Origin of the sequence: Pseudomonas sp. PP3 (genome assembly GCF_905336995.1) — a bacterium.
Taxonomy (GTDB): Bacteria; Pseudomonadota; Gammaproteobacteria; order Pseudomonadales; family Pseudomonadaceae; genus Aquipseudomonas; species Aquipseudomonas reinekei.
The window spans coordinates 3,514,660-3,526,743 of sequence record NZ_HG995459.1 but is presented as its reverse complement, the minus strand read 5'-3'; the positions used below and the strand labels follow the sequence as shown (position 1 = coordinate 3,526,743).

At 60.1% G+C, this 12,084-nt stretch carries 14 protein-coding genes; 7 read left to right on the top strand and 7 right to left on the bottom strand.

Annotation, left to right across the window (positions count from 1 at the left end; translation table 11 throughout):
• Nucleotides 1–18 precede the first annotated feature (18 nt).
• Nucleotides 19–408: a RidA family protein gene (locus KHO07_RS15955; protein ID WP_150732607.1), complete on the bottom strand. Its 390-nt coding sequence runs from the start codon at nucleotides 406–408 to the stop codon at nucleotides 19–21.
• Between the two features lie 121 nt (nucleotides 409–529).
• Between KHO07_RS15955 and KHO07_RS15950 the strand changes: the two genes are divergently transcribed.
• A complete protein-coding gene (locus KHO07_RS15950; protein WP_212624846.1) occupies nucleotides 530–1,450 on the top strand; it encodes a LysR family transcriptional regulator in 921 nt (306 codons plus the stop codon).
• Nucleotides 1,451–1,498: 48 nt separating this feature from the next.
• Here KHO07_RS15950 and msrA read toward each other — a convergent pair whose 3' ends face one another.
• Genes msrA through KHO07_RS15935 form a run of 3 tightly spaced genes read right to left on the bottom strand, consistent with a single transcriptional unit; the run spans nucleotide 1,499 to nucleotide 3,165 of the window.
• Entirely contained in the window at nucleotides 1,499–2,005 is a 507-nt protein-coding gene (msrA, locus tag KHO07_RS15945; RefSeq protein ID WP_212624845.1) for a peptide-methionine (S)-S-oxide reductase MsrA, read from the bottom strand.
• A gap of 54 nt (nucleotides 2,006–2,059) precedes the next feature.
• Nucleotides 2,060–2,560 (bottom strand): copper chaperone PCu(A)C, encoded by a 501-nt coding sequence (locus tag KHO07_RS15940; RefSeq protein ID WP_212624844.1) that lies wholly within the window; start codon nucleotides 2,558–2,560, stop codon nucleotides 2,060–2,062.
• Nucleotides 2,560–3,165, bottom strand: coding sequence for an SCO family protein (locus KHO07_RS15935; protein WP_212624843.1), 606 nt, complete (start codon nucleotides 3,163–3,165; stop codon nucleotides 2,560–2,562). The genes KHO07_RS15940 and KHO07_RS15935 overlap by 1 nt, the downstream gene beginning before the upstream one ends.
• Before the next feature lie 242 nt (nucleotides 3,166–3,407).
• On the opposite strand from KHO07_RS15935, the gene KHO07_RS15930 reads away from it, so the two are divergent.
• From KHO07_RS15930 to nirD, 3 genes are all read left to right on the top strand, one after another.
• Nucleotides 3,408–3,608, top strand: coding sequence for a CstA-like transporter-associated (seleno)protein (locus KHO07_RS15930; protein WP_075944897.1), 201 nt, complete (start codon nucleotides 3,408–3,410; stop codon nucleotides 3,606–3,608).
• A gap of 605 nt (nucleotides 3,609–4,213) precedes the next feature.
• Complete coding sequence (gene nirB, locus KHO07_RS15925; protein ID WP_212624842.1) at nucleotides 4,214–6,775, top strand: nitrite reductase large subunit NirB; 2,562 nt, start codon at nucleotides 4,214–4,216, stop codon at nucleotides 6,773–6,775.
• On the top strand, nucleotides 6,775–7,152 hold the full coding sequence (gene nirD, locus KHO07_RS15920) for a nitrite reductase small subunit NirD (RefSeq protein ID WP_150732613.1): 378 nt from the start codon (nucleotides 6,775–6,777) through the stop codon (nucleotides 7,150–7,152). The genes nirB and nirD overlap by 1 nt, the downstream gene beginning before the upstream one ends.
• An 85-nt stretch (nucleotides 7,153–7,237) precedes the next feature.
• Here the strand turns inward: nirD and KHO07_RS15915 are convergent, their stop codons facing one another.
• A complete protein-coding gene (locus KHO07_RS15915; protein WP_150732614.1) occupies nucleotides 7,238–7,669 on the bottom strand; it encodes a nuclear transport factor 2 family protein in 432 nt (143 codons plus the stop codon).
• A gap of 144 nt (nucleotides 7,670–7,813) precedes the next feature.
• Nucleotides 7,814–8,503, bottom strand: a complete 690-nt coding sequence (locus KHO07_RS15910; RefSeq protein ID WP_212624841.1) for a helix-turn-helix domain-containing protein — start codon at nucleotides 8,501–8,503, stop codon at nucleotides 7,814–7,816.
• A gap of 103 nt (nucleotides 8,504–8,606) precedes the next feature.
• Between KHO07_RS15910 and KHO07_RS15905 the strand changes: the two genes are divergently transcribed.
• The 3 genes from KHO07_RS15905 (at nucleotide 8,607) to KHO07_RS15895 (ending at nucleotide 11,796) form a co-directional block, all read left to right on the top strand.
• Complete coding sequence (locus tag KHO07_RS15905) at nucleotides 8,607–9,548, top strand: carbon-nitrogen hydrolase family protein (protein WP_212624840.1); 942 nt, start codon at nucleotides 8,607–8,609, stop codon at nucleotides 9,546–9,548.
• 47 nt (nucleotides 9,549–9,595) lie between these two features.
• The gene (locus KHO07_RS15900) at nucleotides 9,596–10,030 is read left to right on the top strand and encodes a GFA family protein (protein ID WP_212624839.1); all 435 of its coding nucleotides are present in this window, start codon (nucleotides 9,596–9,598) and stop codon (nucleotides 10,028–10,030) included.
• Between the two features lie 152 nt (nucleotides 10,031–10,182).
• Entirely contained in the window at nucleotides 10,183–11,796 is a 1,614-nt protein-coding gene (locus KHO07_RS15895) for a methyl-accepting chemotaxis protein (RefSeq protein ID WP_212624838.1), read from the top strand.
• A 4-nt stretch (nucleotides 11,797–11,800) separates the two neighbouring features.
• Here KHO07_RS15895 and KHO07_RS15890 read toward each other — a convergent pair whose 3' ends face one another.
• Nucleotides 11,801–12,064, bottom strand: a complete 264-nt coding sequence (locus tag KHO07_RS15890) for a hypothetical protein (RefSeq protein ID WP_212624837.1) — start codon at nucleotides 12,062–12,064, stop codon at nucleotides 11,801–11,803.
• Nucleotides 12,065–12,084: the final 20 nt, after the last annotated feature.

Genomic DNA, 12,084 nt, shown 5'->3' with positions numbered 1-12,084 from the left:
GGCTTGGCTTGCAGAGGTTTACGCCAGCTTGGCGATGACCTTGATCTCGAACTCAAACCCATAGAGCCAGGTGACGCCGACGGCGGTCAACGTCGGATGCGGTGCCTGGCCCCAGAATTCCGGCACCACCTTCCAGATCCGCTCGAACGTCGATTGGGGATCGACCATGAAGACGGTAACGTCCACCACATCGTCGAAGCTGCAACCGGCCGCGTTCAGAATCCCGTTCAGGTTGTTGAACGCTTGGCGGACCTGTTCCTCCAGATCTGCCACGGGCGAGCCATCCTCGGCACTGCCCACTTGCCCCGACACAAACAAAAAACCATTGGAACGGATCGCCGGCGAGTAGCGATTGCGCTCGTAAAGCGCCTGGCGTCCGGGTGGGAAAACAACATCACGCTGACTCATGACAACCTCCTTCGATTAACGATGAAGGGACTCTACGGGCAGGCACTTGCCCGATAAACGAGCAACTGCAACTATCACTGTTTGTATATCCCAAACAATTCGACAGCTATACGGGGCAGGTATGGACCGTTTCGATGCAATGCAGGCGTTTGCCCGGGTGGTGGAGGCGGGCAGCTTCACCAAGGCCGCCGAAACGCTGCACATGAGCAAGACCACCGTGACGCAACTGGTGCAACAACTGGAGGCGCGCCTGCGGGTCAAATTACTCAACCGTACGACACGCAAGGTCAACGTCACCGCCGATGGCGCCGTTTACTACGAGCGCGTGGTACGGCTGCTGGCCGATCTGGACGATGCCGAAACCAGCCTGTCAAGCGCTTCAACGCTGCCCAGGGGCCGACTGCGGGTGGATGTGCCCAGCCCGTTGGCCAGCATGATTTTGGTCCCGGCATTGCCGGCCTTTCATGCCCGCTACCCGGATATCCAGATCGACATGGGCGTCAGTGATCGCATCGTCGACTTGATCGATGAAAACGTCGATTGCGTGGTGCGCGGCGGCGAGTTGACCGATCAATCGCTGATGGCCCGGCGGGTGGGCGACCTGCAACTGGGGGTGTTTGCGGCGCCCAGTTATCTGGAGCGGGTCGGCACCCCTTTGCATCCCAAGGATCTGGAAGATTCCGAGCATCGCATCGTCGGCTTCCTGTGGGCCCGTACCGGCCGGGCCGTGCCTTATGCGATGCGCAATCACAACGAAAGTCTGGAGATCAAGGGGCGTTACGTGTTGGCTGTCGACGATGGCAACGCCTACGTCGCAGCGGGCCTGGCCGGCATGGGCGTTCTCTGGTTACCCGACTACCTGTCCAAACCGTGGCTGGCGCGTGGCGAACTGGTGCCGCTGTTCGAGGGCTGGAGCCTTGAGCCGATGCCGCTTTACGTGGCGTTCCCGCCGAATCGGCATATCAGCCGCAAGGTGCGGGTATTCATTGATTGGGTCGCCGAGCTGATGGCGCAGCACGCGCCGGTTCAAAGCGCAACGTAGCCGACGTGAGTCCGCTCCCCCAGTGAATCAAAGACAGCCGACGCGTTATTACCCGCGTTTCGGCAGCGTCCAGTTCGGCCGGATGAAGTGGCAGGTATACCCCTCGGGCAGCCGTTCCAGATAATCCTGATGTTCAGGTTCCGCTTCCCAGAACGCTCCGGCGGGTTCGATTTCGGTGACCACCTTGCCCGGCCAGAGCCCCGATGCGTCCACGTCCTCCACGGTGTCCAGCGCGACGCGCTGCTGCTCTTCGCTGAGGTAATAAATGGCTGAACGATAGCTGGTGCCCACGTCGTTGCCCTGGCGATTCTGAGTGCTCGGGTCGTGGATCTGGAAGAAAAACTCGAGAATCTGCCGATAGCTGATCTGCGCCGGGTCGAAGACGATTTCGATCGCTTCGGCGTGGGTGCCGTGGTTGCGGTAAGTCGCATTGGGCACATCGCCGCCCGAGTAGCCAACGCGCGTGGAGATCACGCCCGGGTAGCGCCTTAGTAGATCCTGCATGCCCCAGAAGCAGCCGCCGGCGAGGATGGCGGTTTCGGTGTTCGTCGTCATGGTACGCACCTCTATTCAAACAACGGCCTCGTGGGGGAGGCCGTCAGACCCTCATTACATCTTGCTGTGGTCCATCTTGCTGTGATCCATGTTGCCGTGATCCATCGTGTCGAGCGCACGCGCCGGGGCCTCGACCTTGAGCGTTTCTTTCTCGCCCTTGGCGTTTTCCACGGTCAGGGTCAGGGGCACAGTGTCGCCTGCCTTGATCTGCGCTGTCAGGTTCATGAGCATGATGTGATAACCATGGGGGTCAAAGCTCACGGCTTTGCCGGCGGGCAGGGCAACGGACTCGACCTGCTGCATGCTCATGACATCGTCCTTCATGCTGGACTGGTGAATCTGCACCAGTTTCGCCACCGGCGACTCTACGCTCAGCAGCTTGCTGTCGGTATCCGCCTTGAGGGTCATGAAGGCGCCGCTCGAAGGCTGGCCGGCCACGGTTGCGCGGACCCAGGCGTCGTTGACCTGGGTTTGCGCCGACACCTGCCAGGCCATGCCGAGCAGGGAGAGGCCCAGGGCCAGTTGTTTGATACGCGGCGCGCAGAACGAAATCATCAGCAAACCTCCATGACGGTGAGCAGGTCTTCTGCGCACTCTTGAGCGGTAAGGGACGCGGACAGGCCAAGGCGCAGGTTGCCTCGGGAGTCGAACACGAAACTGGTAGCCGTGTGGGACAAGGTGTAGGTGTCGCCGCTTGGAACCTTCTCGAAGAATACGCCGAACTCCTTGGCGGTGGCGGCGGTTTCTTCCAGCGTGCCGTGCAGCGCTTCGAAACTCGGGTCGAAGGCCTTGACGTACTTGTCGAGCAATTCGGGGGTGTCGCGCTCGGGGTCCAGTGTGATGAAAACCACTTGCAGGCGCTCGCCATCGCGGCCCATCAGTTTTTTCGCCTGGGCGGCGCGGGCCAGCGTGGTCGGGCAGACGGCCGGGCACTGGGTGAAACCGAAGAAGATCATCGGCATCAGGCCCCGATAGCTGCCGAGCATCCGGGTTTCGCCCTCGGTGTCCTTGAGCTTGAAGGAACGGCCCATGATCTTGTCGCTCAGGTCCTTGCCGTACCTGAACGACAGCTTGCTGCTGTCATCGCAGCCGGCGAGCAGGCCAAGGCTCAGCAGGCTCATGCCTTGCAGGACCGTGCGACGGGAATACAACGTACTCATGGAAAAAAACATCCTGTGTAGCGACAGATGGAACACAGTGCCTGACGGATCAGACGAAAAAAAGCGCAGGGATGTTAACAAACTGTTGCCCATTGGCGCTCAATCGATGGCCGGCCGGTCATGCGCCAAAAGGTCGCGGTTGTTCAATGACAGAAAAATACAAAGCCTTTGGACATGGACACATTGCAGATACAAACATGGGTTTTGATAGGGTCGTCCAATATCTTGAAGAGAGCATTGCCATGTTCCGTAAACTGCAGCAAGCCGCGCGTTTCTTAAGCCAGAGCGGACGTTCGATGGTGGGCATGCCCGATTACGACAACTACGTTGCGCAAATGGCGATCAAGCAACCGGGCGAGCCGGTGATGAGTTATGAGGCGTTCTTCCGGGAGCGCCAGGAAGCGCGTTTTGGCCGTGGGAAATGTAATACGCGGTGTTGCTGAACTGATTATTGCAACTGACATCAAAAACCTGTGGCGAGGGAGCTTGCTCTCGCTGGACTGCGCAGCAGCCCCAATAAAGAAGGCCTGCTGCGCAGTCCAGCGAGAGCAAGCTCCCTCGCCACACTGGATTGTGTCTACCCAGCTGTATCAACCTGATCCAGTACCCGGTCCGCCGTAATATCCGCCATCGCCAGCAGGCTGGCTCCCCACGGTTTTTTGCGCACTTTTAAAGCGCGATGTCCGGCAACGTGCACCAGTGGGAAGCGGTTTTCGAAACCATTGCCGCCTGCGACATCAACCGCTGACGACCCCACTTACTTCGCCAAAAGCCTTACCTGCAAGGCCCGGCGCGCATGTTTCCGGTGCTTGCGCTCGCCTGGCACAAACACTGCATTAACCCCCTCAGCGCTATCTGGAAAAGATCAGCCGCCCACTCGGTCAACGACGATCGATCAACCGCACAGGTCGTGGGCAATATCGGTGGATCAGGCATGGCCGTCTGGTTTCAACACCGCAAAAGAACAGGCAAAGACGCCTGGAACCGCAAGGTTTCAGGCGTTTTTTTTTGCTTTTTGAACCGTGATGGGCTTTGGGCAGGGTCGTTTATGAATTCCAATGTAGCCGCGTTGAACAAGCATCAAACGCTGATCGTGATCGGCAATGGCATGGTCGGACATCATTGTGTCGAGCAGTTGATCGAGCGTGGGGCTCTTGAGCGCTATCGCGTACACGTTTTCAGCGAAGAACCGATGCGAGCCTACGACCGCGTGCATCTGTCCGAGTATTTTTCCGGTCGCGATGCCGAGTCGCTGGCCCTGAGTGACGCGGCGTTGTACCAGACGCCGGGCGTAACGCTGCACCTGGGTGTGCCGGTGCTGGAAATTGATCGCGCCCGTCGTCAGGTGATCACGGCGCAAGGCTGCGTGGCCTACGACAAACTGGTCCTGGCCACTGGTTCCTACCCGTTTGTGCCGCCGATCGAAGGCGCCGAAGGGGATTCGCGTCTGGTGTACCGCACCCTGGAAGACCTCGACGCCATCCGTGCCGCAGCGGCCAATGCCAAGCGCGGTGTGGTGGTCGGCGGTGGCTTGCTCGGCCTGGAAGCGGCCAATGCCCTGAAAAGCCTGGGCCTTGAAGCCCACGTGGTGGAATTCGCGCCGCGCCTGATGCCGGTGCAACTGGATGATCTGGGTGGCCTGGCGCTCAAGGCGCAGATTGAACGGTTGGGCGTCGGTGTGCACCTGTCCCGCGCCACGCAATCGATCAGCGCCGGCGAGCAGTATCGCTATCGGATGAATTTCGCCAACGACGAATTCCTCGAAACCGACTTGATCGTGTTCTCTGCCGGGATCCGCGCGCAAGACGCTTTGGCGCGCCAATGTTCACTGGAGATCGGCCCGCGCGGTGGCGTGGTCATCGACGATACCTGCCTGAGCTGCGACCCGAACATCTACGCCATCGGCGAGTGCGCCTCGTGGAATGGCAGTTTGTTCGGCCTGGTTGCGCCGGGCTACCAGATGGCCCGCAGTGTCGCCGCCCGTTTGTGCGATGACGCCGCGGAGCCGTTCCAGGGCGCCGACATGTCGACCAAGCTCAAACTGCTGGGTGTCGACGTCGGCTCCATCGGCGATGCCCATGCCAACACGCCGGGCGCGCGCAGCTATCAGTTCATCGATGAAACCACCGCCAGCTACCGGCGCCTGGTGGTAGATGCCAGTGGCAAGCACGTGCTTGGCGCCGTGCTGATCGGCGACAACAGCTATTACGACACGCTGCTGCAATACATGCAGAACGCGATTGCCTTGCCGTCCGAACCGGCCGCACTGATTCTGCCGTCGTCTGAAGGCGCACCGACGCTCGGCCCGGGCGCCTTGCCGGAAGCGGCGACCATCTGCTCCTGCCACAACGTGACCAAGGGCGCCATCTGCTCGGCCATCGACGGCGGCTGCACCGACCTCGGCCTGCTCAAGTCGCAGACCAAGGCCTGCACGGGTTGCGGTGGTTGCGCCGGGTTGCTCAAGCAAGTTTTCGAGCATGAACTGATCGCCCGTGGCGTCAGTGTCGACAAAAGCCTGTGCGAACACTTCGCCTACACCCGTCAGGAACTGTATGCGCTGGTGCGGGTAGAAGGGGTAATCACCTTCGAAGAACTGCTGGCCAAACATGGCAAGGGACACACCGGTTGCGACGTGTGCAAACCGGCGGTGGGTTCGATCCTGGCATCGTGCTGGAACCAGCCGATCATGGATCCGTCGCTGGTGCCGTTGCAGGACACCAACGACACCTTCATGGCCAACATGCAGAAAAACGGCACGTACTCCGTGGTCCCGCGCATTCCGGGTGGCGAAATCACCGCCGACAAACTGATCGCCATCGGCGTTGTAGCGAAGAAATACGACCTCTACACCAAGATCACTGGCGGCCAGCGCATCGACCTGTTCGGCGCGCAGTTGCATGAACTGCCAGACATCTGGGCCGAGCTGATCGAAGCCGGTTTCGAAACCGGTCACGCCTACGGCAAATCGACCCGTACGGTGAAGTCCTGCGTCGGCAGCACCTGGTGCCGTTACGGCGTGCAGGACAGCGTGCAAATGGCGTTGACCATCGAAGACCGCTACAAGGGCCTGCGTTCGCCGCACAAGCTCAAGTTCGCGGTGTCCGGTTGCACCCGCGAATGCGCCGAAGCGCAGAGCAAAGACGTCGGCGTGATCGCCACCGAGAAAGGCTGGAACCTCTACATCGCCGGCAACGGCGGCATGCGCCCGCGCCACGCCGAGTTGTTCGCCACCGATCTGGACGATGCGACCCTGATCCGTTACATCGACCGCTTCCTGATGTTCTACATCCGCACCGCCGACAAATTGCAGCGCACCTCGGTATGGCGCGAAAGCCTCGAGGGCGGGCTGGATTACCTCAAGGACGTGATCATCCACGACAGCCTCGGCCTGGGTGCCGAACTCGAGTCGCAGATGCAATTGGTGGTCAACCGCTACGAGTGCGAATGGGCCAACGCCCTCAAAGACCCGGAAAAACTCAAGCGCTTCCGCACCTTCGTCAACGACAAACGCCCGGACCCGGACATCCACTTTGTCCAGGAACGCGGTCAGCGGCGCCCGATCATGGCCGCCGAACTCAACCTTATCCCTGTCACCGAGGAGACTGTCTGATGAGCCTGTCCAATACTCAACGCGCTGTACCTCTGGAGAATGTCGATGCCTGGCAGGCCGTGTGCAGCCAGCAGGACCTGGTGAGCGATTCCGGTGTCGTGGTGTGGCTCGACGGCGCGCAAGTGGCGCTGTTTTACCTGCCGGGCGCGGAGGGCAAAAACCTCTACGCCATCGACAACCATGACCCGCAATCCGGAGCCAATGTCATCGGGCGCGGGCTGGTCGGCAGTATCAAGGGGGATCTGGTCGTCGCGTCGCCAATCTACAAACAGCATTTCCGCCTGGAAGACGGCAGTTGCCTGGAGTATCCGCAACAGCGCTTGCGGGTTTGGCCGGTGCGGTTGAATGAGGGCAGGGTAGAGGTAGGCGTGGCCTGAAATCTGACCTTGTGGCGAGGGAGCAAGCTCCCTCGCCACAGGTTCGGTGCAGTTAGAAGTCGTTCATTTCTCACTTAAACCATCGTCAGAATTTGAAGGCCTGTCGTCCTACGAGTAACCATTTCCCACCTTGTTTCTGCCAGATCTGAAAGTTTTCGATCTCGGTGGGAACCACTTCCGTACCCTTCAAGGCCTGTGCCGAGAAGTGATGGCGGACCAGCGCGACATCGCCGGAAATGGTGATGGTCTGGTTCTGCATCTCAAGGGTCTTGAACGCGCTTTTGCCGGTTTCGATGTCGGCGATGAATTCCTTCTTGTTCTGGATCTTGCCGCTGGAATGCCCGTAGGTCAGGTTCTCGGCGGTCAATGTCTGAAGCTGCATGATGTTCTTGTGCAGCATGGCGTCGGTCAGATGATCGACAGCTTGCGCCACATCTTTGTCAGGGGAGGAAGTTGAGGCGGCGACGTAGCCACTGAACAGGCATAGAAAACCGATCAACACTTTGGCTTTTTTCATGGGCGTTTCCTTATTGTTGTAGGGGGGGATTGACGATAGATCAGAGATTCGTCAGTCGTCGTACAACCTAGCATGAGGCTGAGGAAAAAAGCGACGTTCGCTAAAGGTTTTTCTGTGGAACGGCCAAGATTTCTTCTTGTGCCCTCAGGTTTGACGTGCAGCGCTGCGGGTGCCGGCGAACGCGCTCGTGCCAAGCCAGCGCCAGAGGTTTTGCGCATCCTTCACTGCGCCGTCGACACGCAGCTCCCGCGACTGAAGGACCTCGTGCGGTGTGCGGTCGCCAGCCCACACCTCGGTCAATGCGCGCACGCTGGAGTCCACGACCAGCGTCAGCTCGCGTCCAGGATCATCGCGGCACAGGTCTGCCACACCCTGTTCGACCACAAGCCACCACGCTTGCTCGCCGGGCCGTGCGTCGTGGAGCTTGAAGTGGATGACGACGGGTCGGGACGGGAATTCTTCGACGCACACGAAGCGTCGCACGTCCCACATAAGCAGGCCTGCATCGAGTTCGTCATCGCGAAGGCGACTGCCGATCCAGCGCGCGCCCCAATGGCCGAGCGCCATGATGATGGGGCGCAATTCCTCTCCCGCCTCGGTCAGGCTGTACTCCCAGACTTTGCCGACAGCCGAGCGGCGCACGACGCCGATTTCTTCCAGATGGCGAAGCCGCTGTGCGAGCAGTCCGGTGGACATCCGTGGTACGCCGCGGTGCAGCTCATTGAAGCGTTTGCTGCCGCACAGCAGCTCGCGAACGACCAAAGGTGTCCAGCGCTCGCACAGTGCTTCGGCACCGCGCGCAACCGTGCAGAATTGACCGTAGCTTTCTTCCATCACCTCGACTCCACGCTACAACGCTTCAGATTCTGAACTAGCCCCGCCCATTCGTTACGCGCACGCTCAAACCTGCGAAAGCCAATAACAAACGGAGAACATCATGACGAAGATAGCCATCATTCAACGCCCACCAGTGCTGCTCGATCGTAGCGCGACCATCGCCCGGGCCGTGCAATCGGTCGCAGAGGCAGCAGCGGCGGGCGCCATGCTGATCGTATTGCCCGAATCGTTCGTTCCCGGTTATCCCTCATGGATCTGGCGACTGGCGGCGGGCAAGAACGGTGCTCTCATTAGCCAGTTGCATACGCGGCTACAGGCCAATGCCGTCGATATCGCCAACGGTGACCTCAGTGCATTGTGCGAAGCCGCCAGCCTTCACCGCGTGACGATTGTGTGCGGCATCAATGAATGCGAGCGGCGCCATGGCGGCGGCACGCTCTATAACAGTGTGGTCGTTATCGGCGCGAACGGCGAATTACTCAACCGACATCGCAAGCTGATGCCAACCAATCCCGAGCGCATGGTGCATGGCTTCGGTGATGCAACCGGGTTGCGCACGGTCGATACGCCGGTCGGCCGCATCGGCACACTGATCTGCTGGGAAAACTACATGCCGCTGGCGCGCTATTCACTGTACGCCCAAGGGGTGGAGATCTACATCGCGCCCACATACGACACGGGCGAGGGCTGGATCAGCACGATGCGTCACATTGCACTTGAAGGCCGCTGTTGGGTGCTCGGCAGCGGCACCGTGCTTCGCGGCAGTGACATCCCGGACGACTTCCCGGCGCGTGAGCAGTTGTTTCCCGATCGGGACGAGTGGGTCAACGACGGTGACTCGGTGGTGGTCGATCCCCAAGGCCGGCTCCTGGCCGGTCCATTACACCGCGAGGCCGGCATATTGTTCGCGGACATCGACGTCACGCTTGTGGCGCCGGCAAGACGCACGCTCGACGTGACCGGGCATTACGCGCGCCCGGACATTTTCGAACTGCAAGTACGACGCACATCCGCGACAGCGGTGCGCTACATCGACGAGTGAAGGCAGGTAGCGACGGTAGCGCCTGACATTTATCAAGGAGTCATTCCATGACTATTCAACAGTCGTACAAGGGCAGCTGTTTTTGCGGTGCAGTCGAGTTCACCGTCACCGGCGAGCCGGCTGCAATGGGCTATTGCCATTGTGAGTCGTGTCGGCATTGGTCGGCAGGACCGTTCAATGCTTTTACGCTGTGGAAACCCGAAGCGCTGCAAGTGACACGCGGGGCCGACAACATCGGTGCCTACAGCAAGACACCGCAGAGTGACCGAAAATGGTGCAAAACCTGCGGCGGGCACCTCTTCACCGAGCACCCGGGAATGGCGCTGATCGATGTGTACGCCGCCGTCATCCCCGGACTCGCGTTCTCGCCAGCGGTGCACGTCCATTATCAGGAGCGCGTGCTGCGCATCCAGGATGGATTGCCCAAACTGAAGGATGTCCCCGGTGAAATGGGCGGATCGGGTATCAGCATGGATGAATAGAGCCGGCAAGGTTCGCGTGCGCGCACGACCGCATGTCGTCAAAAAGACAAACAGCAGGGAAGTGGCCTCAATTCGCCCTGCCATCAGTCGATAACCTGTTCAGCAATCAGACTTTAGTCGACCGACGAGCGTGCGAAGAGAGGAACCACAGAGTGTCCATAAAACTGCGTTTACTGTTGTTGATCGGCACCGGCGTCCTCACTGCCTTGATCATGGGGCTGGTCAGTTACCTGGGTAATGGCCAGATGGCGCAAGCGGTGCAGGACAATGACGTCGGCATGAGCGCACTGCGCAATCACCTTGAAGCGGACATGATGCACGACGCCCTGCGCGCCGATGTGTTGTCGGCGATGCTGGTGGGGTTGGGCAAAAGCACCAGCAGCCAGGCCGAGGTGCGCAGTTCCCTGGAGGAGCACACCGGGCATTTTCGCGAGATGCTCAGGGACAACCTCAAACTGCCGGTCAATGACACCCTGAAAACCGCGCTGAACCAGATCAAGCCCAGCCTCGACACGTACATCAGTGCCGCCGAGCGCATTGTCAGCCTGGCTCTGGAAAACCCCGACGCTGCGCAAAAGGAACTGGGCGCCTTCAACAATGCCTTCAGCCAACTGGAAGACCAGATGGCCGCCCTCAGCGAGCTGATCGAAAGCAACACGCAACAGACCAGCCAAGGCACCTCGCACGCCATCAGCAACGCCAACCTCACCGTCGGCGGTGTGCTGATTGCCAGCCTGTTGTTGCTGCTGGCACTGGGGCGCTCGGCAATCGTGAGCATCATGGGGCCATTGCAGACTGCCAGCCGCATCGCCGACAGCATCGCCCATGGCAACCTGAGCGAGCCGATTGTCGAGACCCAGCGCAACGACGAAGCCAGCCAGCTGATCCGCAGCCTCGCCACCATGCAGCGGGATTTGCGCGGCATGATCGAAGTGGTCCGCAGTAACGCCCAAGGCGTGAGCGGCATGAGCGAGCAATTGAGCAGCGGTTGCCATGAAGTCGCCGGCAGCAGTCAGCAGCAAAGCGCCGCCGCCAGCACCATGGCTGCAGCGGCCAGTGAAATGACCGCGAGCATCGAGGAAATCACTCGGCACGCCGAGCGCGCGCTGGACATGGCCAATCAGGCCGAAGCCTTGGCCAAGGATGGCGGGCGGGTGATTCATCAGGTGGTCAACGACATGGACGGCATCGCTCGTTCGGCGCAGCAATCGGCGCAGGTGATCCGTACGCTGGACAAGGAATCCGAAGGGATTTTCAGCATCATCCAGGTGATCAAGGGCATTGCCGATCAGACCAACCTGCTGGCGCTCAACGCCGCCATCGAGGCCGCCCGCGCCGGCGAACAAGGCCGTGGTTTTGCCGTGGTCGCCGATGAGGTCCGCAGCCTCGCCGGGCGCACCAGCGCCTCGACCCAGGAAATCGCCGCCATGGTCTCGCGCATCCAGCAAAGCACCCGCGAAGCGGTGATCAGCATGGAGGAGGGCGTGGCCCAGGTCGACAAAGGCATGGCCGTGACCGCCGACGTCGAACGCGCCATCCGCGAGATCCTCGAAGCCACCCTCAACACCACGCAACTGGTCAACGACATCAGCCGCACCATCGGCGAACAAAGCCTGGCCAGCAACGAAATCGCCCATCAGGTGGAGATGATTGCCGGGATGTCGGAAGGCAATAGCAAGGTGATCGGGCAGACGGCGACGACGACAGATGAGTTGTCGAGCCTGGCGGGGCAGTTGTCGCAGTCAGTGGATCGGTTCCGCCTGTAAGGCATTACTTCGTCTGATCTATCGCCATCGCGAGCAGGCTCGCTCCCATATTGGAATGCATTTCAACTGTGGGAGCGAGCCTGCTCGCGATGGCGTCCCCAGTAACCCCAGAAATCTCGAAGCCTGCCACCCGCGCGATGATTTGCTGCGCCCTAAAAACGACTGCCAGTGTTTTTATATGCTTAAAAAAACATTGCAATGCAGCCTTCATGCTGTGAATATGTTCGTGCGAATTTAAAAAAACAAAATCGCATGCGGCGCTGATCAAGGTCAGGCCATAACAAAAAC

Coding starts and splice junctions, on each gene's coding strand:
- KHO07_RS15955 (WP_150732607.1), bottom strand. CDS start 408: ATGAGTCAGCGTGATGTTGTTTTCCCACCCGGACGCCAGGCGCTTTAC.
- KHO07_RS15950 (WP_212624846.1), top strand. CDS start 530: ATGGACCGTTTCGATGCAATGCAGGCGTTTGCCCGGGTGGTGGAGGCG.
- msrA (WP_212624845.1), bottom strand. CDS start 2,005: ATGACGACGAACACCGAAACCGCCATCCTCGCCGGCGGCTGCTTCTGG.
- KHO07_RS15940 (WP_212624844.1), bottom strand. CDS start 2,560: ATGATTTCGTTCTGCGCGCCGCGTATCAAACAACTGGCCCTGGGCCTC.
- KHO07_RS15935 (WP_212624843.1), bottom strand. CDS start 3,165: ATGAGTACGTTGTATTCCCGTCGCACGGTCCTGCAAGGCATGAGCCTG.
- KHO07_RS15930 (WP_075944897.1), top strand. CDS start 3,408: ATGTTCCGTAAACTGCAGCAAGCCGCGCGTTTCTTAAGCCAGAGCGGA.
- nirB (WP_212624842.1), top strand. CDS start 4,214: ATGAATTCCAATGTAGCCGCGTTGAACAAGCATCAAACGCTGATCGTG.
- nirD (WP_150732613.1), top strand. CDS start 6,775: ATGAGCCTGTCCAATACTCAACGCGCTGTACCTCTGGAGAATGTCGAT.
- KHO07_RS15915 (WP_150732614.1), bottom strand. CDS start 7,669: ATGAAAAAAGCCAAAGTGTTGATCGGTTTTCTATGCCTGTTCAGTGGC.
- KHO07_RS15910 (WP_212624841.1), bottom strand. CDS start 8,503: ATGGAAGAAAGCTACGGTCAATTCTGCACGGTTGCGCGCGGTGCCGAA.
- KHO07_RS15905 (WP_212624840.1), top strand. CDS start 8,607: ATGACGAAGATAGCCATCATTCAACGCCCACCAGTGCTGCTCGATCGT.
- KHO07_RS15900 (WP_212624839.1), top strand. CDS start 9,596: ATGACTATTCAACAGTCGTACAAGGGCAGCTGTTTTTGCGGTGCAGTC.